A 26,027-nucleotide genomic window follows, 5' to 3' on the forward strand; every position below is an offset into this window, starting at 1 on the left:
ATTGCAGATTCGTTTTATGGAGGCGTCAGTGGCGACCGAACAGTTTGAGAAAAGCAGCACCCGCGGCGACGCGGGAACGGCGAACGGAAAATCCTGGCTGATTCTGGCACTCGTGTGTGCCTGCCAGTTCATGGTGATCCTGGATTCGTCGATCGTGAATGTCGCCCTGCCCTCGGTCCGCGAGGACCTCGGCTTCACGGACACCGGTCTCGCCTGGGTGGTGAACGGTTATCTGCTCACCTTCGCCGGCATCATGCTGCTCGGCGGACGCGCGGCCGACCTGTTCGGTCCGCGCCGGATGCTGACCGCCGGTCTGCTCGTGTTCTCCGTGTCGAGCCTCGTCGGCGGCCTCGCGTCCGCCGCGGAGGTCCTCGTCGCGGCCCGTGTGGTGCAGGGTGTCGGCGCCGCGATGATGGCGCCCTCGACGCTGGCGGTCATCAACACCGTCTTCACCGATCCGGGCGAGCGGGCCAAGGCGTTCGGCGCCTGGGCCTCCTCCGGCGGCGTCGGCGGCCTGGCCGGCGCGATCGTCGGCGGTGCGTTCACGACCGGTCTGTCCTGGCGCTGGGTCTTCCTGATCAACGTCCCGATCGGCGCGGTCCTGATCACCGTGGCGCTCACGCAGCTGACCGCCGCGCGGGCCACCCGCCGGGAGTCGCTCGACGTCCTGGGCGCCCTCACCGGCACCCTCGGCCTGGCCGCGGTGGTCTTCGGCGTCATGCACATCGCCGACCACGGCTGGGGCTCCAGCCTGGTCGTCGGACCGATCCTGGTGGGCATCGTCCTGCTCATCGCTTTCCTGGTGGTGGAGACGAAGGTCGCCAACCCGATGGTTCCGCTGAAGCTGTTCGGCAACCGGGGCATCGCCACCGGCAACGCGATGCTGCTGCTGTTCGGCGGGATCGCCATCGCGATGTGGTACTTCACGGCGCTCTTCCTGCAGAACGTCCTCGGCTTCAGCGCCCTGCAGGCCGGTCTCGGCCAGACCCCGGCCGCGGTCGGGTTCATGGTGGTCGCCCGCTACGCCTCGGCCTGGCTGCCGAAGTTCGGCGTGCGCCCGCTGATCCTGTCCGGCAGCGCCTTCTTCGTCGCGGGCTTCCTGTGGCTGTCGGCGGCGGGACCCGGCAGCGGCTACGCCGCGAGCGTGCTCGGCCCGACGCTGCTCATCTCGATCGGCATCGGTCTGACCTTCCCGACGCTCATGGCCGCGTCGACCGCCGGCGCGCCCGAGGAGTACGCCGGAATCGTCGGCGGTCTCGCCAACACCGCCAGCCAGGTGGGCGGTTCGATCGGCCTCGCCGTGCTCGCCACGGCCGCGGGCGCCAAGGTCGCCGACGCGGCGGAGGGCACCTCCAAGGTGGAGGCCGTCGCATCCGGCTACGACCTGGTCTTCGTCACCGCGGCCGGGATCGCCGTGGGCATCGCGCTGGTCAGCCTGCTGGTGCCCAAGAAGGAGAACGCCTGACCCGTTCCGGCCCTCCCGGCGCGCCCCCTGCCGACGGCTTCCCGCCGTCGCCCAGGGGGCGCGCTGTCGTGTGTCCGCGGTCCCTTGTCCCCGATCCGCCATCCGCCCGGGGAAGCGCCCCGCACTACCACATCAGGGGAAACAACGGGATCCCCGAGTACGCGTGCTGTCGAAATTCACCCGCCCCCGGACCTCACGAGAACGCATTACCCCGGCCCTTTCGTAGATCGCATGAATACGTGATGCTCCGCCCACCCCCCGTACGACAATCTGTATTCACGCCCTCCGCTGAGCGGGCCGGCCGGAAACACCACGCCCGACCGGGTATTCACCACGCACTGAATCTGGGAGCGAAAATACAATGTCGGACACTTCGATCGACCCCTCGACGAGTTCCATCGAGCCGCTGCGTGAGCTCTTCTACGGGCACTACCGGTTCCAGTACCTGAGCGCCGCCTGCCAGTTCGGGCTCTTCGAGGTGCTGGGCCGCGAGCCCGGACTCACCCGGAAGGACGTCGCGGAGCGCCTGGGCATCGCGGAGCAGCCCGCCCGCATCCTGCTGCTCGGTTGCACCAGTGCCGGCCTGCTGCGCAAGGAGGACGACCGCTACTACAACACGGCCGTCTCCGAGCCGCTCGCCGGCAAGCTGGACGACATCCCGGCCGCGTTCGTGCCGTGGGAGCAGCAGATCAACTACCGCCCCATGTTCTGGTTCTACGAGTCGCTCAAGGAGTACAGCAACATCGGCCTCCAGAAGGAGGTCCCGGGCGACTCCCCGACGCTGTACGGCCGTCTCGCCCTCGACCCGGCGAAGGAGACCGTCTTCCACAACATGATGGGCTCCGTGAGCCGCGTCATGGCCGAGGAGCTGGTGCAGGAGCTCGACCTGTCCGGCTACACCCACCTGCTGGACATCGGCGGCGGCACGGCGGTCAACGCGACGCACCTGGCGCGCCGCTGGCCGCACCTGCAGATCACCATCGCCGACCTGCCCACCGTGGCGGAGCGGGCCAACCAGAAGATCGCCTCGCTCGGCCTGAGCGACCGGGTCCGCGCGGTCGGCCTCGACGTCTTCAAGGACGAGTTCCCGAAGGGCTGCGACGCCGTCCTGTTCGGTCACTTCCTGGAGATCTGGTCGGCGGAGCGCAACAAGGAGCTGATCGCGAAGGCGGCCCGTGCCGTCGAGCCCGGTGCCGGCCTCTTCGTGGCCACGCCGCTGGCCCACGACGACGAGACCGGTCCGGACGTGGCGGCCGCGCTCTCCGCCTACTTCCTGACGATCGCCTCCGGCGAGGGCATGGTCTACACGCCCAAGGAGTACGAGGAGTGGGCCGCCGAGTTCGGCTTCGAGGCGGCCGGCCGTCTCCACGTCGGCATCGGCGACATCGTCATCAAGGGCACCAAGCGCTGACCGGCGCCGCACCGACCAGGAACGCCCGCTTCTCCCCTCCCCCGGGGAAGCGGGCGTTTCCGCGTCCCTACCACCAGTAGACGGGGTACCGGGATCCCTGGCGGCGGACCCGGGAGACCGCGTAGCCGGTGAGGACCAGCAGGACGGTGGAGCCGACGAGCAGCGGGACGAAGCGGGCCTGCGCGGGCGTCTGGAGGACGATGACGACGGCGGTGGCGACGGCCGGGGAGTGCGGGGTACGGGCGAGCGCGTTCAGCCCCATGGTGGCGCCCGCGGCGAGCGCGGCGACCCAGGCGCTGCTGCCGGCGAGCAGCAGCGCGGCGTAACCGGCGACGACGCCCATCAGATGCCCGACGAGCACGCTGCGGGGCTGTGCGAGGGGCAGGGTGGGGGCGCTGTGCACGAGCGCGGCGCTCGCCGCGAGCGGCGGGATGAGCACCGGTTCGTGCAGGACGGCGCCGATTCCCACGAGTCCGAGCAGGACGGCGGTGGCGCCGCTGACGCTGAGCAGGGCGGTCGCGGGTGCGGGACGGGCCGGAGGACGGCCGGCGGCGGCCGGGTCCGCTGACGGGCTCTGTGCCGTGTGCGCCGTGTGAGCGGTCCGGGGGCGCGCGGGGGCGGTGGTTCTCATGAAGACTTTTCCGGGTCAGGCGGGCTGCTGCCGCGTTCCGGCCCCGGTGCGGCGGCGCCTCGACCCTCACTCTAACCAGCGGCTTCCGGTGGTCGGCGGGCGGGTCCGGTGCCGACCCGGTCGGGGGAATGTCCGGGCCGTGCCGTGGCGCGGTGCGGCCGCGGTGGTACGTCGTCGGTCATGCAGCCAGTCACACCGCCCACGGTGGTCCCGTTCCTCCGCACGGCCGCCGCCTACGCGTGGCGGCTGCTGGTGGTCGGCGCCCTCGTCTACGCCCTCTTCGCCGTGCTCGGGCGCTTCCACGAGGTCGGGGTGGCGGTGTTCCTGGGACTGGTGATCACCGCTCTGCTGCGCCCGGTGGCCGACCTGGTCGCCCGGCTGCTCCCCCGCCCGCTGGCGGTGGCCGTCACCCTGCTCGGCGGCATCGCGCTCGTCCTGGGCGTCCTCGCGCTGGTCGGCGAGGCGGTCGCGGGCGAGAGCACCACGCTGGCGCGGGAGTTCCGGGACGGCGTCGGCCGGATCGAGGACTGGCTGGAGCGGCCGCCGTTCCGGCTGAACCCGCGGGCTCTCTCCGACGTCCAGTCCAGGATCGGGGAGTTCCTGTCGAGTCACCGCTCGACGCTGCTCAGCCGGGCGGTGAGCGGGGCGCACCAGGTGGTGGCGGTGCTGACGACGCTGGCCCTGGCGCTGTTCTCCTCGGTGTTCTTCATCCACTCGGGCGACCGCCAGTGGACGTGGTTCCAGGACCAGTTGCCGTCCACGGTGCGGGGGCGGGTGGCGGTCGGCGGGCGGGCCGCCTGGCGCACGTTCACCGGGTACACGCACGGCATCGTGCTGGTGGCGGCGACGAACGCGGTCCTCGTCGGCCTCGCGCTGTGGCTGCTCGGCGTGCCGCTCGCGGTGCCGCTGGCCCTGCTGGAGTTCATGGCCGCGTTCATCCCGCTGGTCGGCTCGCCGGTCGCGCTGGCGGTGGCGTCCATCGTGGCGCTGGCGTCGAAGGGACCGTGGGTGGCGGCCCTCGTGGTCGCCCTGATCGTGGTCATCGGTCAGATCGAGGGGCATCTGCTGCACCCGCTCGTCATGAGCTGGGCCGTTCGGCTGCATCCGCTGGTGGTGGCCGTCTCGGTGATCGCGGGCTCGATCGCGGCCGGCATCGTCGGGGCGGTGGTGGCGGTGCCGCTGGTGTCGGTGGTGTGGTCGGTGTACACGGCGCTGCGCGACGCGCGCACGGCGGAGGCGGAGGCGGGGCCGGCGGACGAGGGCCCGCCGGCGTGATCAGGCGGCTGCGCGGGGCCCCGAGGTGGCGAGGCTGAGCACGTTGGCGCCGACGACGGCCCCGATGGCCGCTCCCTCGATCCAGCCGAGGCCCTGGCCGAGCCCGATCCATCCCACCAGGGCGGCGAGGACCGGGTTGACGCTCATGAACAGGCCGAAGGCGGCGGCCGGCACGTGCCGCAGGGTGAACAGGTCCACCAGGTACGGCACGGCCGAGGCGAGGACTCCGGCGGCGACGGCGTACCCGAGGGACGCGGCCGTCGGCGGGTGGTGCAGGACGACGTACAGACCGATCGGCAGGAACGTCAGGGCGGACAGCAGGGCGGCCGCCGCGGTGCCCTGGGCCCCGGGGATCCGGCTGCCGACCGTGCGGTTGAGCAGGATGTACGCCGCCCAGCACACCGCCCCGAGCAGGCCGAAGCCCATCCCGACGTAGTCCGTGGAGGGCTGCGGGCGCATCAGGGTGACGACACCGGCCGCCGCCACGACGGCGCAGAAGGCGTCGACCCGGCGGCGGGTGGCGGCCAGCGCGATGGCGAGCGGGCCGAGGAACTCCAGGGTCACGCCGAGCCCGAGGCCCACCCGGTCGATGGCGGTGTAGAGGGACAGGTTCATGGTCCCGAAGACGAGCCCGAGCAGGATCACCGGGCGCCACTGCGCCCAGGTGAAGCTCCGCAGCGCGGGCCGCCCGACGGCGAGCAGTACGGCGGCCGCCACGTACTGGCGGACCGCGACCACCCCGACGGGTCCGAGGACGGGAAAGGCGAGGGAGCCGGTGGCGGCGCCTATCTGGTTGGACAGGCCGCTGCCGAGCATCGCGGCCACGCCCGCGGGGGTGGCGCTGCGGGCCGGCTCGGTGCGCGTCGCCGGGGCGGGTCCGGCAGGAGCAGTGGGCATGACCAGATCGTCGGCGCAGCGGCTCCTTGCGCAAAATGCATGAACGAGTCGGATCTATACGCTGGAATCATGGATGCGAGGGATGTGGAACTGCGGCAGCTGCGCTGTCTGGTCGCGATCGTCGACGAGGGCACCTTCACGGACGCGGCGCTCGCGCTCGGGGTCTCGCAGGCCGCCGTCTCCCGTACGCTCGCCTCCCTGGAACGCGCCCTCGGCGTCCGCCTGCTGCGCCGCACCTCCCGCTCGGTGACCCCCACGGCCACCGGGATGCGGGTGGTGTCGCACGCGCGCCGGGTGCTCGCCGAGGCGGACGAGCTGGTGCGGGAGGCCACGTCGGGGCAGCGGGTGCTGCGGATCGGCTACGCCTGGTCCGCCCTGGGCCGGCACACCCCGGCCTTCCAGCGCCGCTGGGCGGCGGCGCACCCGGACGCCGAGCTCCAGATGGTGCGGGTCAACACGGCGACCGCCGGTCTCGCGGAGGGCTCGTGCGACCTCGCCGTGCTGCGCCGGCCGCTGGAGGACCGGCGCTTCGACTCGGCGATCGTGGGCCTGGAGCGGCGGCTGTGCGTGATGGCCGCCGACGACCCGCTGGCCAGGCGCCGTTCGGTGCGCCTCGCGGACCTCACCGGGCACACGCTCCTCATCGACCGGCGCACCGGCACCACCACGCCGGAGCTGTGGCCGCCGGACTCCCGGCCGGCGACCGAGGAGACGTACGACGTGGACGACTGGCTCACCGCGATCTCGACCGGCCGCCGGATCGGCATGAGCGCGGAGGCGACCGCCAGCCAGTACCGGCGCCCGGGTGTGGTGTACCGCCCGGTGCGGGACGCCGAGCCGGTCGCGGTGCGGCTCGCCTGGTGGCGCGACGATCCGCATCCGGCGGCCCCGGCCGTGATCGAGCTGCTCACCGCGCTCTACCGCGAGGTGTGAGGGGCGGCGCTCCGCGCGGTGTGGGGCGCGTCCCCGTCCCCGGGGACGACGAGGGCGGTGCCGCCGAGCAGGATCCGCGGGCCGGTACCAGGGCCGGTCCGGGGGGTTCCTGCGGCGGGTGCCAGGACCGTGGCCGTGATCCTCGCGGGGCTGCCGAGCGCGTCCCCCATGTCGACGGCGAGGTCCGTGATGCCCCGGCCGGCCAGATGGGCGGCGAGGCAGGCGGTGCTGTTGGCGTTGGCGATGTCCTCCGGGACGCCGATCGAGGGCGCGAACATCCGGGCCGCGAGGGCCCCCGAGGGCGAGGGCGGGGAGTGGACGTAGGCGCCGAGGAACCCCAGCCGGTCGCAGGCCGCACGCAGCCGGTCGGGGTCCGGTGCGAGCGCGGCGAGGGCGGCGCGGGAGGCCACGGGGACCAGGATCCGTTCGCGGCCGACGCCGGCCACCCGCAGGTCCGGGCCCGCCTCGTCGGGCGCGAGGCCCAGGGCGGGCAGCACCAGGGCGCGTTCGGCGGCGGTCGGATCGCGGAGGTCGACGGGGCCGGGATCGAACAGGCCGGTGCCGCGGCCCCCTTCCGCCCGGGCACGGCCTTGGAAGGTGCGCTGCGCGGTGCGGAGGGTGGCGCGGTACGGGCTCCCGGGCGCCGCGCGCGAGGCGAGCAGGACGAGCGCGGCGACGGTGCCGTGCCCGCAGCCGGGCAGCTCCCCCTCGGCGGTGAAGAAGCGCAGGTCCACGATGGGTTCGGGGGCGTGCTCGTCGCGCACGCGGACGTACACGGCGTGCGAGGCGCCCCACTCCCCGGGCAGTCTGCGCCGGTCCTCGTCGCTCAGGGGCGCGTCCGTCTCCGTCACGACGGCGGTGGGGCTGCCTCCGTCGCCGTCGCGCAGACAGGCGTGGACGAGCGTGACGTCCGGGTGGGGCCCGGCAGGTGACGTCGGCTCAGACGGCATGCGAGGACCTCATCCGCTCGATGTCCGCGGGCGTGTACCCCAGCTCCGCCAGGATGCGGTCGGTGTGCTCGCCGACGGCCGGCACGGCGCCCATGTGCGCGTCGACGCCCGCGAGATCGGCCGGGGGCAGCAGCGCGGGCACCCGGGCGCCGCCGGGGATGCCCACCTCCCGCCAGCGGTCCCGGGCGCTGAGCACGGGGTGGTCGAGGAACTCGGCGATGTCGTTGACGCCGGCGTTGGCGACGCCGGCCTCGTCGAGGAGCTTGCCCGCCGTCGCGCTGTCGAGCTCGGCGAAGCGGTCGGCCACGATCGCGTCCAGCTCCTCGCGGTGGGCGACGCGCCGGGAGCCGGTCGCGAACCGGGGGTCGTCGGCGAGCGCGGGCCGGCCGAGGAACCGCTCGCACAGGGCGGCCCATTCGCGCTCGTTCTGGATGGAGAACAGCACGTCCTTGCCGTCGGCCGCGGTGAAGGCGCCGTAGGGGGCGATGGTGGCGTGCCGGGTGCCGACGCGCGGGGGCTGGGTGCCGCCGAAGCGGGTGTAGTAGGCGGGCTGGCCCATCCATTCGGCGAGCGCCTCGAAGAGCGAGACCTCGACGGCGCGGGCGACGCCGGTGGTGGCGCGGGTGAAGAGGGCGGTGAGGATGCCGCTGTAGGCGTACATCCCGGCGGCGATGTCGGCGACGGACACCCCGGCGCGGGCCGCGCCGTGCTCGTTGCCGGTCAGCGAGACCAGGCCAGTCTGGCACTGGACGAGCAGGTCGTACGCCTTGCGCTCGGCCCAGGGGCCGCTGGTCCCGTAGCCGGAGACGGTGCAGGCGATCAACGAGGGGAAGCGCTCGGCGAGCGCCTCGGCGCCGAGCCCGAGCCTGGCGGCGGCGCCGGGCGCCAGGTTCTGCACGAACACGTCGGCCTCGGCGAGCAGTCGCTCCAGGACCTCGCGGCCGGGCTCGCTCTTGAGGTCGAGGGTGAGGGACTCCTTCGAGCGGTTGAGCCACACGAAATAGCTGGACTCGCCGTGCACGGTCGTGTCGTAGCGGCGGGCGAAGTCGCCCTCTCCGGGGCGCTCCACCTTGATCACCCGGGCCCCGAGGTCGGCGAGCTGGCGGGTGGCGAAGGGGGCGGCCACGGCCTGTTCGAGGCTGACGACGGTGATGCCGGAGAGCGGGAGTCCTTCGGGGGGTGCGGTCATGGAGTGGTCTCCTGGGGGTGCGGTCCTGGCGCAGTCATGACATTACGCGGCGGCCGGCCGCGTCAGCGGACCACCGCCTCGGCCAGCGCGTGCAGGCGCAGCGCCAGCTGGATCTCCAGGGCGCGGGCCGGGCTCTGCCAGTCGGGGCCGAGCAGCCGCCCGATCCGCTCGATGCGCTGGGCCACGGTGTTCACGTGCACGTGCAGCTCGTCCTTGGTGCGGGCGGGGCTCATCCCGCAGGCGAAGTAGGCGTCCATCGTGCGCACCAGGTCGGTGCCCCGGCGCCGGTCGTACGCGACGACCTGGCCGATCGTGCGGTCGACGAAGCCCTCGATGTCCCGGGTGTCGGCGAGCAGCAGGCCGAGGAAGCCGAGGTCCTCGGCCGCCGCGCCCTGGCCCTGCCGGTGCAGCAGCCGCAGCGCGTCGAGGCAGCGGCGGGCCTCGTCATAGGCCGGGGCGACCCGCTCGGGATGGGCCAGGGGCTCGGTGAGCGGGGCGGAGGCGCCGACGGTGACCGGCTCGTGGAGCGCGGTGCCCAACTGCTTGGCCGCCGTCCGGGCCAGCTCGGCGGCGCTCTCGCCGGGACCGAGGGGCAGCAGCAGCACCGTGCCGCCGTCGCGGGCCGAGGCGAGGCCGTGCCGGGTGGCGGCCAGGTGCGAGGCGGCCGAGCGCAGCCGCTGGCGGTCGGCGCCCTCGCGCCCGGCCGCCTCGACCTCGGCGCCGGCGCCGGCCCGGTCGATCCGGGCCGCCAGCACCACGTGGGGCGCGTCGGTGTCGGCACGCAGCCGGGCCGCGCGCTCGCGCAGCAGCCGGGGATCGCGGTCGGGCGCGTCGAGCAGGTCGTCGAGGAGTTCGCCGCGCACGCGCTGCTCGGCCTCGCCCGCGGAGCGGCGGGCGAGCAGCAGCAGCGAGGTCACCAGGGCGGCCCGCTCCAGGGTGCGCAGGTCGACCGGGTCGAGGTCGGGTCTCGCGCGCAGGACGAGGGCGCCGAAGGTCTCGCCGCCCGCCGCGACGGCGGCGATCCAGTCGTCGCCGTCGCGGGTGGCGTGGCCCTCGGCGATCCTGCCGGGGCCCGGGGGCTGCTCGGTGAACTCGACGGTGCCGCCGAGCACCTCGGAGACGGCGGCGGCCACGTCGTGCACCCCGCCGCCGCGCAGCACCAGCTCGGTGAGCCGGTCGTGGACCTCGGAGGCCCGCTCGATGACACCGCTGTGCTCGCGGATGATGCCGTTGGCCCGCTCCAGCTCGGTGAGGGCGGAGCGGGTCTCCGCGAGCAGGTGGGCGGTGTCGATGGCGACGGCCGCGTGGGCGGCGAAGGAGCCGAGCAGGGCGACCTGCTCGCGCTCGAAGACCCTGGCCCGCCGGTCGGCGGCGAAGAGGACGCCGATGACCTGGCTGCCGAGGGTCAGCGGCACCCCGAGGATCGCGACCAGGCCCTCGTCGCCGACGGCGCTGTCGATGGACTCGGTGTGCTGGAAGCGCTCGTCGCGGAAGTAGTCCTCGGTCACGTACGGCCGGGCGGTCTGTGCGACGAGCCCGCCGAGGCCCTCCCCCATGCCGAGCCTGACCTGCTGGAAGCGGGCGGAGACGGAGCCCTCGGTGACGCGCATGTAGGTGTCGCCCTGGGCCGGGTCGTTGAGGCTGAGGTAGGCGACCTCGGTGCCGAGCAGGGAGCGGGCGCGCTGGACGATGGCGCGCAGCACGTCGTCGAGGTCGCGCAGGCCGGCGAGGTCGTGGGCCGTCTCGAAGAGCGCGGACAGCTCCGCCTCGCGCCGCCGCCGGCCCTCCAGCTCGGCCCGGACCCGCAGCGCGAGCTGCTTGGCCTGCTCCAGCTCGGCCAGCTCCTCGGGACCCGCGCCGCTCGCTCGGGCGAGCAACACGGGCCGGTCGTACGCCTCGGTGGCGGCGCCGCGGGCGAGGAGCTCCAGGTAGACGGCCTGTTCGTGGGTCATGGTCACAGGGATACCTGCCGTACCGGGCGTCGCACCAGCCCTGTGGAGAACCGCCTGTGGACAACCGCCCGGGGAGAACCGGCCGGGCGCCGAGCGGTCCACGCCCGTGGTTCAGCCCTGGGAGCCGGTGTCGAACCAGGTGGGCGCGTCGGCGAGCGCCTGCTCGATCCGGAAGTAGGAGAACCGCTTCATCTCGGGGAGCTTGTCGGTCTCGAACCAGCCCACCTCCAGCGACTCGTCGTCGTTGACCCGGGCCTCGCCGCCGGTCGCCCGGCAGCGGAAGGAGACGTCCATGAACTGGCACCGGTCGCCGTTGGGGTACACGACCGGCTTGCGCAGGGTCTGGACGATCACGACCCGCTCGGCCACGCAGTGCACGCCCGTCTCCTCGTACACCTCGCGCACGGCGCAGTCCGCGGGCTGCTCGCCGGGCTCGACGATCCCGCCGATGACGGCCCACATCCCGGTGTCCACGCGACGCCCCAGCAGCACCCGCCCCCGGTCGTCGAAGACGACCGCGCTCACGCCCGGCAGGAAGAGCAGCTGGTGGCCCGCGGAGGCCCGGATGTCACGGATGAAGTCAGGGGTGCCCATGGGGCGACCCTAGATCATCTTCCCGGCCCCGGCCGGTGTCGCCCCCGGTCAGGCGCCGGTGGCCGCGCGGCCTCGCCCGGCCCGTACGGACCGGGCCGCCGACCAGCCGAGACCGGCCAGGGCGACGGCGACGAGCAGCCCCTCGGGCAGCGTGCCCATGCGGGTCGCGGGGGTCAGCGAGGAGCGGAGCGGCACCTTCTCGACGAGCACGTCCGGGGTGAACAGCTCGGTCTGCGCCACGATCTTCCCGTCCGGCCGGATGATCGCGCTGACGCCGCTGGTGACCGGCACGACCACGCTGCGGCTGTGCTCGACGGCGCGCACCCGGGACATGGCGAGCTGCTGGTAGGTCATCTCGCTGCGGCCGAAGGTGGCGTTGTTGCTGGGCACGGTGATCAGCTGCGCCCCGTGGGTGACGGTGTCCCGCACCGCCCAGTCGAAGGCGGCCTCGTAGCAGGTGGCGAGGCCGACCCTGGTGCCGGCGAGGTCGAAGACACCGACCTTGTGCCCCGGGCCGAAGTCACGGCGGACCCGGTCGACGTCGCTGTTGAAGATGCGGACGAAGGACCGCATCGGGATGTACTCGCCGAAGGGCTGGACGTGCCGCTTGTCGTACTCGGCGACCGGACCCTTGGCGGGGTCCCACTGGATGAGCGTGTTGCGCAGCTTGCCGGTCGGCGGGGCGATGACCGCGCCGATCACGGTGGGCGCGCCGATCGTCCGTACCGCCTCGTCGATCACCTCGTAGGCGTCGGGGTTGGCGTACGGGTCGATGTCGGAGGAGTTCTCCGGCCACAGCACCAGGTCGGGCTGCGGCTCGCGGCCCGCCTTCACCGCGGCGGCGAGCTCCTTGGTGCGGTTGGCGTGGTTGTCGAGCACCGCGCGGCGCTGGGAGTTGAAGTCGAGGCCGAGTCGCGGCACGTTGCCCTGCACCGCGGCGACGGTGGCGGTGCCGTCCTCGGCGGAGTCGTCCACGAGCGGCAGCGCGGCGAGCGCGCCGGTCACGGGGACGAGCACGGCGAGCGCGGCGGCCACGAGCGGGGCACGCCCCGGTCCCGACGGCTTCGGGGCGGCGGCCGGCGCGTCCCCCTCCACGGCCGGGAGCTCCCCGTCGGCGGTCCGCGCGGCGCGGCGCTTCAGCACCTGGCGCAGCAGCTCGTACAGACCGAAGCCGCACAGGGCGACGGCGAAGCCGAGCACCGGGGTGCCGCCGACGGCCGCGAGCGGCAGGAAGACGCCGTCGGCCTGCCCGAAGGCGACCTTGCCCCACGGGAAGCCGCCGAACGGCACCCGCGCGCGTGCCGCCTCGCCGAGGATCCACACGGCGGCGGCGAAGACCGGCCAGGCGGGCAGCCGGGAGACCGCGGCGATGCCGAGGCCCACGGCGGCGACGAACAGCGCCTCGACGGCGGCGAGCGCCAGCCACGGCACGGCGCCCACCTCGGCGCCCGTCCAGACGAGGAGCGGCAGGAGGAAGCCGAGCCCGGCGAGGTAACCGAGGCCGAAGCCGGCGCGCAGGCGTCGCCCGCGCAGGGTCCAGCCGAGCAGCCCGAAGGCGGGCAGCGCGAGCCACCACAGGGGCCGGGGCGGGAAGCTCAGGAAGAGCAGCACCCCCGACAGCACGGCCGCGCCGGGGCGCAGCAGCCGTCGGATTCCGCGGGCCCGCTCCGGAGCGGCGGCGGGTTCGGGCACGTCGACGGGGGTGATGGTGGCACTCACGTGCCGGAGTCTAACTCCGGCCGTTGTGAGCGATCGGCGGGGTCGCCCGCGGCAGCAGGGCCCGGATCGCCCGCACGGCCGACTCCGCGTCGTCCACGGTCACGGTGAAGGTCCGCCCGTCGCCGAGCCGCAGCACGAGGCCCTCGCCGCGCCGGACGACGACGGCGGTGCCCTTCTCGGGGCGCCACCGGTAGCCCCAGCCGCCCCACTGGCGCGGGGTGACGGACGGCTCGAAGTCGGCGCCGACCACATGGGAGAGCGGGATGCGGCGGCGGGGCACGCCCATGTGGCCGCAGCGCACCTCCATGCCGCGGTCGTCGACGCGGACCGCGACGTGCACGAAGGCGAGGGTGCCGAAGAGCACGAGCACGCCCGCCGCGACGCAGCCGACGACGGCCATGAGCAGCGGGGCGATGCCGGAGGTCCAGGGGGACTCGACGGCGAGGGTGATGCCGAGCGCCATGCAGGCCACACCGGCGACCGCCGGCAGCCACTGGAGCCGGTTGGTCGCCCGGCCGGTCCAGACCGCGGGCGCGGGTCCCTCGGGACCCTGGTGCGAGGAGTGCTCCCTCATGGTGACAGCCTAAGCGCGTTCCGTTGTCTCGGCGCCCCGGCGGAGTCGTCCGGGCACGCTCAGTGCGCGGCGGCCGCCGTCCGGAGCTCGCGCCCCTGCGGGTAGCGGAGCGCGGCGCTCGGCAGGCCGCCGACGCGGCCGCTCAGAAGCACGGTCAGGGTGCCGGTGGGGGCAGCGCCGGGGTCGGCCTCGGCCCCGATGCGCCGGAGCGCCTGTGCGGCGACTGCCCCGGCGGAACCGTGCAAAACAACCGGCGGCAGGTCGGTGCGGTGCAGGGCCGCCAGGATCTGCTCGTCGACGAGCTCGTAGTGGGTGCAGCCGAGCACGACGGCCCGGACGTCCCGGGGGGTCAGCGCGGCCGCGGCGGCGACGGCACGCCGTACGCCCTCGGTGTCGTCGTGCTCGACGGCGTCGGCGAGGCCCGGGCAGGGCACCTCGGTGACCTCGGCGCCGTCGGCGAAGTCGCGGATCAGCCCGCGCTGGTAGGGGCTGCCGGTGGTGGCGGGGGTGGCCCAGATCGCGACCTTGCCGCCGCCGACGGCGGCGGGCTTGATCGCGGGGACGGTGCCGATCACGGGGATACGGGGTTCCAGCGCGGCGCGCAGCGCGGGCAGGGCGTGCACGGTCGCGGTGTTGCAGCCGACGATGAGCGCGTCGGGCTCGTGGGCGGCTGCGGCCCGGGCGACGGCGAGCGCCCGCTCGGTGAGGTCCTCGGGGGTGCGCGGGCCCCAGGGCATGCCGTCGGGGTCGCTGGAGATCACCAGGTCCGCGTCGGGCCGCATACGGCGAACCGCGGCCGCTGCCGGGAGCAGGCCGATTCCGGAGTCCATGAGCGCGATCTTCACCCGGTCACCCTAGCCGACCACCCTTGCATCCCCACCGATCTGGGGCAGACTGCGGCGAATGAGCGCGCTTGCCTGGATCGCGACCGTTTCCCTGGCCGTCTGGGGCTGGCTGCTCCTGGGCCAGGGCTTCTTCTGGCGCACGGACCAGCGCCTGCCGGCGCCCCGGCGCGCCCCCACGGCCTGGCCCCGGGTGGTGGTGGTCGTGCCGGCCCGCGACGAGGCGGAGGTGCTGCCGCTGAGCCTGCCGTCGCTGCTCGCCCAGGACTACCCGGGGACCGCGGAGGTGATCCTGGTGGACGACGGGAGCACCGACGGCACCGGGCGGCTGGCCACGGAGCTGGCCGCGCGCCACGGGGGCCTGCCGCTGACCGTCGTCTCGCCGGGCGAGCCCGAGCCGGGCTGGACGGGGAAGCTGTGGGCGCTGCGCCACGGGACGGCGCTCGCGCAGGCGCGCGGGCCGGAGTTCCTGCTCCTGACGGACGCCGACATCGCGCACGAGCCGGACAGTCTGCGGCTGCTCGTGACGGCGGCGACGGGGCACGACCTCGACCTGGTGTCGCAGATGGCCCGGCTGCGGGTGGCGAGCATCTGGGAGCGTCTGATCGTCCCGGCCTTCGTCTACTTCTTCTGTCAGCTCTATCCGTTCCGGTGGATCAACCGGCGCCGCCCCCTGGCGACGGCGGCCGCGGGCGGCTGTGTGCTGCTGCGGACGGAGACGGCCAAGCGGGCCGGGGTGCCGGAGTCGATCCGGCAGGCGGTCATCGACGACGTGTCGCTGGCGCGCGCGGTGCGCGGCGCGGGCGGGCGGATCTGGCTGGGGCTCGCGGACCGGGTGGACAGCATCCGTCCGTATCGACGCCTGGGCGATCTGTGGCGGATGGTCTCGCGCAGCGCCTACGCGCAGCTGCGCCACAGCCCGCCGCTGCTGGCGGGGACGGTCCTGGGGCTCGCCCTGGTGTATCTGGCGCCGCCGGCGACCCTGGTGGCGGGGCTGCTGACCGGGGACGGGGCCGCGGCCTGGGCCGGCGGGGCGGCCTGGGCGGTGATGGCCGGCACGTACCTGCCGATGCTCCGCTACTACCGGCAGCCGCTCTCGCTCGCGCCGCTGCTCCCCTTCACCGCGTTCCTCTACTTGTTGATGACGGTGGACTCGGCGGTGCAGCACTACCGGGGGCGGGGCGCGGCATGGAAGGGGCGGACTTACGACCGGCCGACGAAATCCGCGCCGCAGCGCGCTTTTCCCGACACGCGGAGTAATGGGTGAACCCCGCCGCAACACAGCCGTCATTAAACATGCACATGCCGCATCGGGGAGGGGGCACGGGAACCCCTTTGTGGCCGCCGGTTTTCTTTACGTCAACCTGACACCGGACCCGCCGGTAACCCCTCCCGAGCTTGGGGTTTACAAGATCAATACGCCGACGGCTGCCCGTTTTTGCCACGTTCCTTCGCATTGGGGATCGACAACCACTCAGAACCCGTCAACCAACCGTCTTTTCGGACTCCCCATAGGGCACATCGTGGGCTTACCTTATGAGCCATGACCTCCCCGCGCTCCACCTACGGAGGCGGTTACTACACCGCGCCGTCGTTCCCCGACACCCCGATCTACGACTCCCTCGTCGCAGAGCGGGGCACGCCTCAGATCGCCCCGATCCGAGTGCCCTCCGCGTACGACACCGGCAGCGGCTTCTCCGGAAGCAGCAGCTACCTGCCGGCGCTGCCCGCGGCCCTGCCCGCCCTCCCGGCGGCACCCACCCCGCAGCCCACCCCGTCCTACGGCGGTCACGGCGGCGCCTACGGCTACCCCCAGCCGGCCCCGCAGACGGGACCCGTGCCGCTGCAGCACGCCCCCGCGCCGTACATCCCGCAGCAGCCCGCCGCCCCGCGCGGCTACCCGGCCCCCCAGGCGCCGCAGCAGCCGCGCCCCATGGCCGGCGGGTACGAGGCGATGCGTCCGGCCGCCCCCCGGCCGGTGCCGACGCCCGCCGCCTACGAGGACCCGTACAACCGCCCCTACCAGGGCCGCGGGTACTGATCGCAGCGGCGGACGGAGCGACTGGCAGGATGACCGCATGTCGATTCCTGTCTTGCGTTCCGTCCACGTCCACCCGGTCAAGGCACTGCGCGGGTTCGCGCCCGCGCAGGCGGAGGTCGAGCCATGGGGACTGGCCGGCGACCGCCGCTGGGCCCTGGTGGACACCGCGGGCAAGGTCGTGACCCAACGCCAGCACGCGCGGCTGGCGTTGGCCTCGGCCGCACTGCTGCCGGACGGCGGCGTCACGCTGTCCGCTCCCGGGCTCGAGCCGCTCACCGTCGAGGTTCCGGACTCCCGACGGGCTACCGGGACGATCGCCGTGGACGTCTTCGGCGCCATCGTGGAGACGATCCCCGCGGACCCCGCGGCGGACGCCTGGTTCAGCACCTATCTGTCGAGCGAGGTCCGTCTCGTCCACATGGACGACCCGGCCCGTCGGCGCCCCGTCGACCCCGATTACGCGCTGCCCGGCGAGACCGTCAGCTTCGCCGACGGCTATCCGCTGCTCGTCACCACCACCGCCTCCCTCGACGCGCTGAACTCCCTGATCGCCCAGGGCGACCACCCCGACGAGGGACCCCTGCCGATGAACCGGTTCCGGCCGAACCTGGTCATCGACGGGACCGCGCCGTGGGCCGAGGACGGCTGGCACCGCCTCTCCGTCGGCGAGGTCACCTTCCGGGTCGCCAGGTCCTGCGCCCGCTGCGTGGTCACCACCACCGACCAGGACTCCGCCGAGCGGGGCAAGGAGCCGCTGCGCACCCTGGCGCTGCACCGCAGGCAGGGCAGCCAGCTGATCTTCGGCCAGAACCTGGTCCCCGAGCGCCGGGGCGTCGTCAAGGTCGGCGACCCGGTCGAGATCCTGGACTGACCGCCCCTCGGCCCCGCACACCCGCCCTCGCCCCGGACACCCGCCTTCGTCCCGGACGTCACCCTCCCGTGCTCGACAGGCGGGGAACCCTCCCCCGGGGCACACTCGTTGGAGGAGCCGAGAACGAGGGGGTGACGGAGCGTGCGTACAGCCATCGGACTCTGGCGCTGGCGGCGCAATCCCCTGCGCCGGACCACGGATCTGGTCGAGGCCTGGGTCGCCTTCACCGCTGCCCTGCTGCTGTGCCTCGCGGTGCCCGCGGCCGGGGTGGCCGCGGGCCTTTCGGCGAACGCCTCGCTGCAGCGCTCGGTGCGCGCCCAGTACGCGGAGCGCGTGCCGACCGTCGCCCGCGTCGTCCGCGTCGCCGACGAGGCCACGGGACAGCGCGCCGACGAGGCGGCCGGGGAACAGCGGCTCAGGCCCGCCGTGGTGGCCGACTGGACCGCGCCGGACGGCAGCCGGCACACCGGCACCGTGACCACCACCCGTCAGCACGCGCATCCCGGCGACTCGTTCCCGCTCTGGACCGACCGGTCGGGGCGGGCCGTCACCCCGCCCATGCACCCCGAGACCGCGCGGGCGCACGCCCTCATCGCGGGACTGACCGTGGCCGCCCTCGCGGCCCTGGTCGTGGAGAGCGTCAGGCGGCTTGTCGTACACCGCCTGGTACAGCGGCGGTACGCCCGTCTCGACCGCGCCTGGGCCCAGGCCGGTCCCGACTGGGGCCGGACGGGGACGGGCAGCTGACCCGTCAACTCCGCGGCGCCGCGCGCGCTACGGTGGGGCATCGGATCAGCGTCGGCGCACGAGGCGGGGGCAGAGCACACCCATGGCACAGGGCACGGTCCAGGTGACGCACACCGGCACGTCGCGGTGGCGGCGCCGCACGGGCGAGTACGCCTCCCTCGCCGCCGCCCTGGAGGCCGCGGGCGACGGCGACGTCCTCACCGTGGCTCCCGGCACCTACCGGGAGAACCTCGTGGTCCAGCGGGCCGTCACCCTGCGCGGCGGCGACGGCGCCATCGGCTCGGTGCGGATCGCGCCCGCCGACGGCGTGCCGCTGACCGTACGGGCCTCGGCGACCCTGCAGGACCTGCACATCGAGGGCCAGGACGCGGCGGCGCCCGCGCTGCTCGTGGAGGACGGCACCCCCGAGCTGCTCGACCTGCGGATCAGCACCCGCTCCGCGTCGGGCATCGAGGTGCGCGGCGCGGCCCGGCCCACGGTCCGCCGCTGCACGGTGGACAACCCGGCGGGCGTCGGCATCGCCGTGCTCGACGGGGCGGGCGGGGTCTTCGAGGAGTGCGAGATCGTCTCCGCGGGACAGTCCGGCGTCTCCGTGCGCGGCGGCGCCCACCCCCGGCTCGAACGCTGCCGGGTGCACCACGCCTCGGGCGCCGGGATCGCCGTCAACGGCGAGGGCACCGCCCTGGAGGGCATCGGCTGCGAGGTCTACGAGATCAAGGGCGCGGGCCTGCAGATCGCGTCCCGCGCCACCGCGCACCTCAGCGACTCGACCGTGCACCGGACCTCCGCCGACGGCATCACCCTCGACACCGACGCCGTGCTGACGCTCTCGGACTGCGACATCCACGACATCCCGGAGAACGCCGTGGACCTGCGCTCGCGTTCGGTCCTGACGCTGACCCGCTCGACGGTGCGCCGGTTCGGCCGCAACGGACTGTCGGTGTGGGACCCGGGGACCCGCGTGGACGCCAACCAGTGCGAGATCCACGACAGTACGGGCGACTACCCGGCGGTGTGGGTGAGCGACGGGGCGACCGCCGTGCTCGACTCCTGCCGGGTGCACGACGTGCCCGACGCCCTCTTCGTCCTCGACCGCGGCTCGCGCGCCGACGTCGTCGACAGCGACCTGTCCCAGGTCCGCAACACGGCCGTGTCGGTGAGCGACGGGGCCACCGCGCAGCTCGACGACTGCCGGATCCGCGAGGCCTCCACGGGTGCCTGGTTCCGTGACCACGGCAGCGGCGGCACGCTCGGCGGCTGCACCATCGACGCCGTGCAGACCGGGGTCATCGTCACCAAGGGCGCCGACCCGACGATCGAGCGGTGCACGGTCACCTCCCCCGCCGAGGCCGGCTTCTACGTCTCCGCGGAGGGCCGCGGCTCCTTCCACGGCTGCCGGGTGACCGGCAGCGGAGGCTACGGCTTCCACGTCATGGACGGCTGCCGCACCACCCTGCGCAAGTGCCGTACGGAGCGGTGTGCGCGCGGCGGTTACGAGTTCCCCGAGGAGGGGCCGGTCGCCGAGGACTGCACCAGCGACGAGAGCCAGCTGCGCACGGCCCCCGCGGCGGACGCCGGCAGCGTGCTGACCGCCACCCAGGCCGGCGGGCTGCTCGGCACCGTGCCGACCCCCCGCTCCCCCGCTCCCGTGGTGTCGCCCGCCGCGCCGGTGGACGCGCGCTCCTCGCACGAGGTGCTCGGCGAACTGGACGCGCTGGTCGGCCTGGAGAGCGTCAAGCACGAGGTGCGCACCCTCACCAACATGATCGAGGTGGGCCGCAGGCGTCAGGAGGCCGGCCTGAAGGCGGTCTCCGCGCGCCGCCACCTCGTCTTCACGGGCAACCCCGGCACGGGCAAGACGACCGTGGCCCGGCTCTACGGCGAGATCCTCGCCTCCCTCGGCGTGCTCGAACGCGGCCACCTCGTCGAGGTGTCCCGGGTCGACCTGGTCGGCGAGCACATCGGCTCGACGGCCATCCGCACCCAGGAGGCCTTCGACCGGGCCCGCGGCGGCGTGCTCTTCGTCGACGAGGCGTACGCGCTCTCCCCCGAGGACTCGGGGCGGGACTTCGGGCGCGAGGCGATCGACACCCTGGTGAAGCTGATGGAGGACCACCGGGACGCGGTCGTGGTGATCGTCGCCGGCTACACCGCGGAGATGGAGCGCTTCCTGACCGTCAACCCCGGTGTGGCCAGCCGTTTCTCACGGACCATCACCTTCAGCGACTACGACCCGCAGGAGCTGCTGCGGATCGTGGAGCAGCAGGCCGAGGAGCACGAGTACCGGCTCGCCGCCGGCACGGGCGAGGCGCTGGTGAAGTACTTCACCGCGCTGCCGAAGGGTCCCGCCTTCGGCAACGGGCGCACCGCGCGGCAGACCTTCGAGTCCATGGTGGAGCGGCACGCGGGGCGGGTCGCCGCGTTCGCCGAGACGAGCACGGACGACCTCACCCTGCTCTACCCGGAGGACCTTCCGGAACTCCCCTGAGCAGCCTCCTCGTTGTCGCGCTGCCGGGGCAGGGCGGGCGGCAGCCGGTCCAGGAGCGCGGCGCGGACGACGGCGAACTCGGGGTCGGCCTGGTAGTCGGAGTGCCCCAGGATCGGTTCGGGCAGCGGGTGTTCGCGGGTGCGCCCGTACGCGACGGGGTCGAGCAGCGCCGGGCGGTCGACGGCCGGCCGGCCGCCCTCCTCGGGGACCCGCACGGGCCCGCCGATCGGGTCCGTCGCCCGGTACAGGTTGCTCCAGCAGTGCACCGTTCGGTGCAGCCCGCGCAGGGCTTCGGGGCCGAAGTAGGCCGGGAACCAGCGCCCGTAGAGGCGCTCCAGCGGGGAGCCGTAGGTCAGCAGGGCGACCCGGCTCCGGGTGGCGGGCGGCAGCTGCCAGACGGCGGCGGCCGCGAGGACGCTGCCCTGGGAGTGGCCCGATATGACGAGCCGGCCGCCGGTGGCGCGGGTCCAGGAGCTCATCCGCCAGGTGAGGTCGGGCACCGCCCGTTCGGCGTAGCAGGGCGGCGCGAAGGGGTGGGCGGCGCGCGGCCAGAAGGTGCCGACGTCCCACAGGATGCCGATCGTGCGCCGGGCGGAGGGGTCCTTGTAGGCCCGTCTGCCCCAGGTGACGAAGAGGAGGAAGCCGAAGCCGATCATCCAGGAGCCGAGGGCCTGGGCGGCGGTGGCGGCGGAGGCGATCGCCGGGTGGGCCCCGTCGAAGGCGCGGCCGGGGACGTTGCCGCTGGCCCAGGCGCCGGCCACGGAGGCGGCGCCGAGGAACAGGGCGGCGCCGGAGACGACGCCGACGAGGCCGGGCGCGGAGTCGGTGAGCCCGGCACGGGCCCGGCTCGCGGCGATCTGGCCGGTGCGGACGTCGTCGGGGTCCGCGGAGCCGTAGTCGTCCTCGACGGCGGTGCGCAGAGCGCGGCCGGCGAGGGCGGTGCGGGCGACGAGGACGGCGCCGGGGACGAGGAGCAGCAGGAGCAGGACGGGGATGACGGAGGCCTGCCAGCTGAGCAGGACGGGCGGTCCGGTGATGAGCCCCTCGCCCATGCCGGGGGTGCCGGAGCCGTCGAGCCAGTCGGCGACGCGCTGCGCCACCCCGCCGGACATGACCCCGCCGAGGGCGCAGGCCAGCATGGCGACGGCGGGGCCGCCGAGCCCCCGCAGGGCGGTGCGCGGGTCGCGGCGCGGGCGGCGCAGGAGCAGGGCGACGGCGCCGAGGGCGACGACCAGGCCGCCCTGGGCGAGGGTGAGGGTGCCGAAGACGACGTCGCCCGGCAGGGTGCCGGTGGAGACCCAGTCGGGGCGGGACCAGCCGGTGTGGACGGCGGTGAGGGCGAGCAGCAGCAGGGCGCCGGCGGGCAGCCAGGAGACCAGGGCGCGTTCGATGCACAGGTCGAGGCGGTTCTCGCTGCGGCCGCGGCGGCAGATCACCCAGACGACGACGAGCGCGAGGAGCACCAGCGCGCCCTGCAGGACCCGGCCGAGCGCCCCGGGCCAGTCGCCGCGGTCGTGGCGGGCGGCGGCTCCGGCGAGGACGGCGGCGACGGTGAGGAAACCGGCGGCGGTGTGCGCGGCGCGCAGCCGGGCGACGAGCCGGCGGCCGTACCAGAAGCCGGGGCGGCCGAGCGCCGGACGCAGCTCGGTGGGGGTGGCGGCGTCGGCGGCCTCGGTGTCGGAGGCGGGCGTCGGGACGGGGGCGGCCTCGTAGCCGGTGGGCGGGCGCTGGGCCTCGTAGGCGCTCCAGGTGCGGTTGGACAGGTACCAGAGCAGTCCGACCAGGGCGGTGGGGACGGCTGCGGCGAGGGCGAGCCTGCGGCCGGGCTGGGACCACCAGCCGGCGCGCTCGGCGGAGAGGAAGCCGAGCCAGGAGTGCTGCCCGGCGCAGGCGCCGGAGCCGGCGCACTGCCAGGCCGTCAGGTCCAGGGCGACCTCGCAGGCGGCGGCGGTGAGCAGCACGGTGAGGGTGAGCGCGACGAGCCGGACGAGGACGCCGTAGAGCCGCACGAGCCCGGCGCGGCCCTCGGTGGGCGGGCGCATCCAGTGGGCGAGGTTGGCGACCATGAAGGGCAGGAGGAGCAGCCACAGGGCGCGCGCGCCGTTGCCGGAGGTGAGGTTGGACCAGCAGTAGGCCTCGGGTACGGGGCGCTCCGCGTACCGCTCGGGGTGGTCCTCGGCGTCGATGTCGTCCCTGCGGCGGTGCATCGCGGCGGTCCGGTCGCCGGTGACCCGTACGGTGCGCGGGTCGTCCAGCATGTCGGCCGCGGTGGCTCCGCCCACGCCGTGGACGAGCAGTTCGAGCGCCGCACCCCCGCTCTTCGGGTCGGGTGTGGCAGGGGACACTTCGGTGTCTCGCTCTCTGAGTGGGAGGATTCGACGGCAGGCACCAGGATCGCGGACGGCCGGGCCCCTCGGCCCGGACTCACGGAATCCCACACCCCTTCCACGTATTCCCCTTCTCCCCATCTCCCTCCCCCCCCTACGGAAAGGAACGGCCCCGGCGGTGAGTGACAATCAGAACCTCCTCGCGGAACAGCGGCGCGCCCTGATTCTCGACGAGGTACGGAGGCGCGGGGGCGTCCGGGTCAACGAGCTGACCCGCCGTCTCAACGTCTCCGACATGACGGTCCGCCGGGACCTGGACGCGCTGGCCCGGCAGGGCGTGGTCGCCAAGGTGCACGGCGGGGCGGTGCCGGTGGTCGAGGCGAGCAGTCACGAGCCGGGCTTCGAGGCGAAGTCGGCGCTGGAGCTGGGGGCGAAGGAGGAGATCGCCCGGACGGCGGCCTCGATGGTGCAGCCGGGGACGGCGATCGCCCTTTCGGGTGGAACGACCACGTATGCGCTGGCGCGTCATCTGCTCGACGTGCCGGACCTGACGGTGGTGACGAACTCGGTGCGGGTCGCGGACGTCTTCTACGAGGCGCAGCACTCCGGCTCCGGCGGGGAGGCCCGGCCGGGGGCGGCGACGGTGGTGCTGACCGGTGGGGTGCGCACGCCCTCGGACGCGCTGGTGGGGCCGGTGGCCGACCAGGCGATCCGCTCGCTCCACTTCGACGCGCTGTTCCTCGGCGTGCACGGCGTCTCGGTGGAGGCCGGCCTGTCGACGCCGAACCTGGCGGAGGCCGAGACCAACCGGCGGCTCGTGCACGCGGCCCGGCGGGTGGTGGTCGTCGCGGACCACACCAAGTGGGGGACGGTGGGGCTGAGTTCCTTCGCCACGCTGGAGGAGGTCGACACCCTGGTCACGGACCGGGGGTTGTCCGCGCGGCTGCGCGAGGAGATGGCCGAGCACCTGCCGGGGCTCCTGGTGGCGGGCGAGGAGTCGGAATGAGGCGGCGACCGGAGCTGCGGGGGTGCGCGTGAGACGGTTCCGGATCGAGCGGACCGTGCCGCTGCCGCCCGCGGAGGTGTGGCGACGGCTCACGGACTGGCCGGCGCACGGCGCTCAGGTGCCGTTCACCCGGACCACGGTGCTGACGGCGGGGCCGAACGCGGTCGGCACCCGTTTCACGGCCCGGACCGGGGTGGGACGGCTCGCTTTCGACGACCCGATGGAGGTCGTGGTCTTCGATCCGCCCGCGCCCGGCCGCACGGGGGTGTGCCGGCTGGTGAAGCTGGGGCGGGCGGTGCGGGGCACCGCCTCGTTCGAGGTGTCCGGGGCGGGTTCGGGCAGCCGGGTGGTGTGGGTGGAGGAGCTGCGCCTGCGCGGGGTGCCGGCCGCCTTCGATCCCGTACTGGCGGGCGCGGGACGGGTGTTGTTCGGTCGGGCCCTGGACGCACTGCTGCGGAACTGACGGGTTGTCAGTTACGGTGGAGGGCCCAGCCCCGCCCGACGGGAGGTACGGCCCATGGCACGCCGACTCAGGCCGGTGGAGCTCGACTTCGCCGAGCACGCGCCGCTGCGCCTGGTGTTCACCACGGCGGTGGCCGCGCCGCCCGCCGCGGTCTACCGGTCGCTCGCGGTGGAACTGGCCAGCACGCCCGCCTGGTTCACCGCGGTCACCTCCGCCACGCCGGTCGACGGAGGCGCCGGCCGGACCGTCCGGCTGCGGGGCGGGGTGGAGTTCCGGGAGACGATACTGGCGACCGACCCGGCCGCGCGCTACGCGTACCGGGTCGACGAGACCAACGTCCCCGGGGTGTCCGCCCTCCTGGAGGAGTGGGTCCTCTCCCCCGCAGCGGGCGGCACCCGGGTCCGCTGGACCATGGCCGTCGACGGGAACGGCCCCTGCCGGATGGTGATGCGGCTGGCCAGGCCGGGCGTCGGCAAGTCCTTCCGGGACGCGATGCGCAACCTGGAGCGGCGGCTCACTCCGGCCAGACACCCGTCGCCAGGAACTGCTCGATAGCGGCCGCGTACGGCGCGAGGTCGAGTCCCTGCCCGGCCACCCACTCGTCCGAGTAGTACTTGTCGAGATAGCGCTCGCCCGGGTCGCAGATCAGGGTGACGACGCTGCCGGTGCGCTTCTCGGCGACCATCTGGGCGATGATCTTCAGGGCGCTCCACAGGCCGGTGCCGGTGGAGCCGCCGGCCTTGCGTCCGATCGCCTTCTCCAGGGCGCGCACGGCGGCGATGCTCGCCGCGTCGGGCACCTTCATCATGCGGTCGATGGCGCCGGGCACGAAACTGGGCTCCATCCGGGGCCGGCCGATGCCCTCGATCCGCGAGCCGCAGTCGGAGCTCGCGTCCGGGTCGTGGCGGGTCCAGCCGTCGAAGAAACAGGAGTTCTCCGGGTCGGCGACACAGACCCGGGTGTCGTGCCCCATGTAGTGCACGTAGCGGGCGATGGTCGCCGAGGTGCCGCCGGTGCCGGCCGTGGCGACGATCCACGCGGGCTCCGGGTAACGCTCCAGCTTGAGCTGCTGGTAGATCGATTCGGCGATGTTGTTGTTGCCGCGCCAGTCGGTGGCCCGCTCCGCGTACGTGAACTGGTCCATGTAGTGGCCGCCGGTGCGCTCGGCGAGGGCGGCGGCCTCGTCGTACATCGTGCGCGAGTCGTCGACGAAGTGGCACTGCCCCCCGTGGAACTCGATCAGACGGCACTTCTCGGGGCTGGTGGTGCGCGGCATGACGGCGATGAAGGGGACGCCGATCAGCTTGGCGAAGTAGGCCTCGGAGACGGCGGTCGAGCCGCTGGAGGCCTCGATGACGGGCGCGCCGGGGCGGATCCAGCCGTTGCACAGGCCGTAGAGGAAGAGCGAACGGGCCAGCCGGTGCTTGAGGCTGCCGGTGGGGTGGGTCGACTCGTCCTTGAGGTAGAGGTCGATGCCCCAGCGCTCGGGCAGCGGGAAGCGCAGCAGGTGGGTGTCGGCCGAGCGGTTGGCGTCGGCGTGGACCTTGCGCACGGCTTCCTTGAGCCAGGACCGGTAGCCGGCGTCGCTGCGGTCGACGTCGATGGTGGTCATGGCACTCTGCGCGATGTCGTCGGTGCTGGTCATGTGCGCC

23 protein-coding genes are annotated in these 26,027 nt (G+C 74.1%); 12 read left to right on the forward strand and 11 right to left on the reverse strand.

All coding sequences use genetic code 11. The features are described from left to right. Window positions 1-16 precede the first annotated feature (16 nt). Both ACH414_RS17745 and ACH414_RS17750 read left to right on the forward strand, forming a co-directional pair. Window positions 17-1,465 (forward strand): MFS transporter, encoded by a 1,449-nt coding sequence (locus tag ACH414_RS17745; RefSeq protein ID WP_382533977.1) that lies wholly within the window; start codon window positions 17-19, stop codon window positions 1,463-1,465. Between the two features lie 361 nt (window positions 1,466-1,826). Beyond that, window positions 1,827-2,876 carry a methyltransferase gene (locus ACH414_RS17750; RefSeq protein ID WP_382533975.1) on the forward strand — a complete coding sequence of 350 codons (1,050 nt, stop codon included), beginning with the start codon at window positions 1,827-1,829 and terminating at the stop codon, window positions 2,874-2,876. Between the two features lie 67 nt (window positions 2,877-2,943). Here ACH414_RS17750 and ACH414_RS17755 read toward each other — a convergent pair whose 3' ends face one another. Further along, on the reverse strand, window positions 2,944-3,507 hold the full coding sequence (locus ACH414_RS17755) for an HPP family protein (RefSeq protein ID WP_398942370.1): 564 nt from the start codon (window positions 3,505-3,507) through the stop codon (window positions 2,944-2,946). A gap of 180 nt (window positions 3,508-3,687) precedes the next feature. Here ACH414_RS17755 and ACH414_RS17760 point away from each other — a divergent pair, with 180 nt between their 5' ends. Beyond that, entirely contained in the window at window positions 3,688-4,782 is a 1,095-nt protein-coding gene (locus tag ACH414_RS17760) for an AI-2E family transporter (RefSeq protein WP_391768839.1), read from the forward strand. Here the strand turns inward: ACH414_RS17760 and ACH414_RS17765 are convergent, their stop codons facing one another. Beyond that, window positions 4,783-5,679, reverse strand: a complete 897-nt coding sequence (locus tag ACH414_RS17765; RefSeq protein ID WP_382533970.1) for a DMT family transporter — start codon at window positions 5,677-5,679, stop codon at window positions 4,783-4,785. It abuts the gene before it with no gap. A 69-nt stretch (window positions 5,680-5,748) separates the two neighbouring features. Here ACH414_RS17765 and ACH414_RS17770 point away from each other — a divergent pair, with 69 nt between their 5' ends. Next, window positions 5,749-6,612 carry a LysR family transcriptional regulator gene (locus ACH414_RS17770; protein WP_382533968.1) on the forward strand — a complete coding sequence of 288 codons (864 nt, stop codon included), beginning with the start codon at window positions 5,749-5,751 and terminating at the stop codon, window positions 6,610-6,612. Here the strand turns inward: ACH414_RS17770 and ACH414_RS17775 are convergent. The 7 genes from ACH414_RS17775 to ACH414_RS17805 all read right to left on the reverse strand — a co-directional run bounded on the left by ACH414_RS17775 (window position 6,597) and on the right by ACH414_RS17805 (window position 14,435). Further along, window positions 6,597-7,562, reverse strand: a complete 966-nt coding sequence (locus ACH414_RS17775; RefSeq protein ID WP_398942373.1) for a PhzF family phenazine biosynthesis protein — start codon at window positions 7,560-7,562, stop codon at window positions 6,597-6,599. The two genes, ACH414_RS17770 and ACH414_RS17775, sit on opposite strands and share 16 nt — an antisense overlap. Next, window positions 7,552-8,751: a CaiB/BaiF CoA transferase family protein gene (locus ACH414_RS17780; protein ID WP_391768843.1), complete on the reverse strand. Its 1,200-nt coding sequence runs from the start codon at window positions 8,749-8,751 to the stop codon at window positions 7,552-7,554. Before ACH414_RS17780 ends, ACH414_RS17775 begins: the two co-directional genes overlap by 11 nt. A gap of 62 nt (window positions 8,752-8,813) precedes the next feature. Continuing rightward, a complete protein-coding gene (locus ACH414_RS17785) occupies window positions 8,814-10,703 on the reverse strand; it encodes a helix-turn-helix domain-containing protein (protein WP_398942375.1) in 1,890 nt (629 codons plus the stop codon). A 111-nt stretch (window positions 10,704-10,814) separates the two neighbouring features. Beyond that, complete coding sequence (locus ACH414_RS17790; protein ID WP_382533962.1) at window positions 10,815-11,297, reverse strand: NUDIX domain-containing protein; 483 nt, start codon at window positions 11,295-11,297, stop codon at window positions 10,815-10,817. A gap of 48 nt (window positions 11,298-11,345) precedes the next feature. Beyond that, a complete protein-coding gene (lnt, locus tag ACH414_RS17795) occupies window positions 11,346-13,016 on the reverse strand; it encodes an apolipoprotein N-acyltransferase (RefSeq protein ID WP_386566819.1) in 1,671 nt (556 codons plus the stop codon). Window positions 13,017-13,026: 10 nt separating this feature from the next. Further along, complete coding sequence (locus ACH414_RS17800) at window positions 13,027-13,590, reverse strand: hypothetical protein (RefSeq protein WP_382533958.1); 564 nt, start codon at window positions 13,588-13,590, stop codon at window positions 13,027-13,029. 59 nt (window positions 13,591-13,649) lie between these two features. Beyond that, entirely contained in the window at window positions 13,650-14,435 is a 786-nt protein-coding gene (locus tag ACH414_RS17805; RefSeq protein WP_382533956.1) for a glutamate racemase, read from the reverse strand. 58 nt (window positions 14,436-14,493) lie between these two features. On the opposite strand from ACH414_RS17805, the gene ACH414_RS17810 reads away from it, so the two are divergent. The 5 genes from ACH414_RS17810 (at window position 14,494) to ACH414_RS17830 (ending at window position 20,579) form a co-directional block, all read left to right on the forward strand. Then, complete coding sequence (locus ACH414_RS17810; RefSeq protein WP_382533954.1) at window positions 14,494-15,699, forward strand: glycosyltransferase; 1,206 nt, start codon at window positions 14,494-14,496, stop codon at window positions 15,697-15,699. A 276-nt stretch (window positions 15,700-15,975) separates the two neighbouring features. Next, the gene (locus ACH414_RS17815) at window positions 15,976-16,473 is read left to right on the forward strand and encodes a DUF6643 family protein (RefSeq protein ID WP_386566818.1); all 498 of its coding nucleotides are present in this window, start codon (window positions 15,976-15,978) and stop codon (window positions 16,471-16,473) included. A gap of 37 nt (window positions 16,474-16,510) precedes the next feature. Next, complete coding sequence (locus ACH414_RS17820; protein ID WP_386566817.1) at window positions 16,511-17,344, forward strand: MOSC domain-containing protein; 834 nt, start codon at window positions 16,511-16,513, stop codon at window positions 17,342-17,344. A gap of 141 nt (window positions 17,345-17,485) precedes the next feature. Continuing rightward, complete coding sequence (locus ACH414_RS17825; protein ID WP_386566816.1) at window positions 17,486-18,091, forward strand: hypothetical protein; 606 nt, start codon at window positions 17,486-17,488, stop codon at window positions 18,089-18,091. 82 nt (window positions 18,092-18,173) lie between these two features. Then, a complete protein-coding gene (locus ACH414_RS17830) occupies window positions 18,174-20,579 on the forward strand; it encodes a right-handed parallel beta-helix repeat-containing protein (protein ID WP_398942378.1) in 2,406 nt (801 codons plus the stop codon). Here the strand turns inward: ACH414_RS17830 and ACH414_RS17835 are convergent. Then, the gene (locus ACH414_RS17835) at window positions 20,549-22,924 is read right to left on the reverse strand and encodes a hypothetical protein (protein WP_398942380.1); all 2,376 of its coding nucleotides are present in this window, start codon (window positions 22,922-22,924) and stop codon (window positions 20,549-20,551) included. The two genes, ACH414_RS17830 and ACH414_RS17835, sit on opposite strands and share 31 nt — an antisense overlap. Window positions 22,925-23,084: 160 nt before the next feature. Here ACH414_RS17835 and ACH414_RS17840 point away from each other — a divergent pair, with 160 nt between their 5' ends. From ACH414_RS17840 to ACH414_RS17850, 3 genes are read left to right on the forward strand one after another with little or no spacing between them, the layout of a single operon-like run. Beyond that, on the forward strand, window positions 23,085-23,912 hold the full coding sequence (locus ACH414_RS17840; RefSeq protein ID WP_382533943.1) for a DeoR/GlpR family DNA-binding transcription regulator: 828 nt from the start codon (window positions 23,085-23,087) through the stop codon (window positions 23,910-23,912). 28 nt (window positions 23,913-23,940) lie between these two features. After that, a complete protein-coding gene (locus tag ACH414_RS17845) occupies window positions 23,941-24,375 on the forward strand; it encodes an SRPBCC family protein (RefSeq protein ID WP_386566813.1) in 435 nt (144 codons plus the stop codon). A 54-nt stretch (window positions 24,376-24,429) separates the two neighbouring features. Continuing rightward, window positions 24,430-24,930 (forward strand): SRPBCC family protein, encoded by a 501-nt coding sequence (locus ACH414_RS17850; RefSeq protein ID WP_386566812.1) that lies wholly within the window; start codon window positions 24,430-24,432, stop codon window positions 24,928-24,930. Here the strand turns inward: ACH414_RS17850 and ACH414_RS17855 are convergent. Beyond that, window positions 24,890-26,020: a PLP-dependent cysteine synthase family protein gene (locus tag ACH414_RS17855; protein WP_386566811.1), complete on the reverse strand. Its 1,131-nt coding sequence runs from the start codon at window positions 26,018-26,020 to the stop codon at window positions 24,890-24,892. The genes ACH414_RS17850 and ACH414_RS17855 overlap by 41 nt on opposite strands. Between the last annotated feature and the right edge of the window lie 7 nt (window positions 26,021-26,027).

Origin of the sequence: Streptomyces sp. NPDC020422, assembly GCF_044386705.1 — a bacterium.
GTDB lineage: Bacteria > Actinomycetota > Actinomycetes > Streptomycetales > Streptomycetaceae > Streptomyces.

Bases quoted from the DNA above. Each gene is read 5' to 3' on its own strand.
- ACH414_RS17745 (WP_382533977.1), top strand. From the start codon at position 17: ATGGAGGCGTCAGTGGCGACCGAACAGTTTGAGAAAAGCAGCACCCGC.
- ACH414_RS17750 (WP_382533975.1), top strand. From the start codon at position 1,827: ATGTCGGACACTTCGATCGACCCCTCGACGAGTTCCATCGAGCCGCTG.
- ACH414_RS17755 (WP_398942370.1), bottom strand. From the start codon at position 3,507: ATGAGAACCACCGCCCCCGCGCGCCCCCGGACCGCTCACACGGCGCAC.
- ACH414_RS17760 (WP_391768839.1), top strand. From the start codon at position 3,688: ATGCAGCCAGTCACACCGCCCACGGTGGTCCCGTTCCTCCGCACGGCC.
- ACH414_RS17765 (WP_382533970.1), bottom strand. From the start codon at position 5,679: ATGCCCACTGCTCCTGCCGGACCCGCCCCGGCGACGCGCACCGAGCCG.
- ACH414_RS17770 (WP_382533968.1), top strand. From the start codon at position 5,749: ATGGATGCGAGGGATGTGGAACTGCGGCAGCTGCGCTGTCTGGTCGCG.
- ACH414_RS17775 (WP_398942373.1), bottom strand. From the start codon at position 7,562: ATGCCGTCTGAGCCGACGTCACCTGCCGGGCCCCACCCGGACGTCACG.
- ACH414_RS17780 (WP_391768843.1), bottom strand. From the start codon at position 8,751: ATGACCGCACCCCCCGAAGGACTCCCGCTCTCCGGCATCACCGTCGTC.
- ACH414_RS17785 (WP_398942375.1), bottom strand. From the start codon at position 10,703: ATGACCCACGAACAGGCCGTCTACCTGGAGCTCCTCGCCCGCGGCGCC.
- ACH414_RS17790 (WP_382533962.1), bottom strand. From the start codon at position 11,297: ATGGGCACCCCTGACTTCATCCGTGACATCCGGGCCTCCGCGGGCCAC.
- ACH414_RS17800 (WP_382533958.1), bottom strand. From the start codon at position 13,590: ATGAGGGAGCACTCCTCGCACCAGGGTCCCGAGGGACCCGCGCCCGCG.
- ACH414_RS17810 (WP_382533954.1), top strand. From the start codon at position 14,494: ATGAGCGCGCTTGCCTGGATCGCGACCGTTTCCCTGGCCGTCTGGGGC.
- ACH414_RS17815 (WP_386566818.1), top strand. From the start codon at position 15,976: ATGACCTCCCCGCGCTCCACCTACGGAGGCGGTTACTACACCGCGCCG.
- ACH414_RS17820 (WP_386566817.1), top strand. From the start codon at position 16,511: ATGTCGATTCCTGTCTTGCGTTCCGTCCACGTCCACCCGGTCAAGGCA.
- ACH414_RS17830 (WP_398942378.1), top strand. From the start codon at position 18,174: ATGGCACAGGGCACGGTCCAGGTGACGCACACCGGCACGTCGCGGTGG.
- ACH414_RS17850 (WP_386566812.1), top strand. From the start codon at position 24,430: ATGGCACGCCGACTCAGGCCGGTGGAGCTCGACTTCGCCGAGCACGCG.
- ACH414_RS17855 (WP_386566811.1), bottom strand. From the start codon at position 26,020: ATGACCAGCACCGACGACATCGCGCAGAGTGCCATGACCACCATCGAC.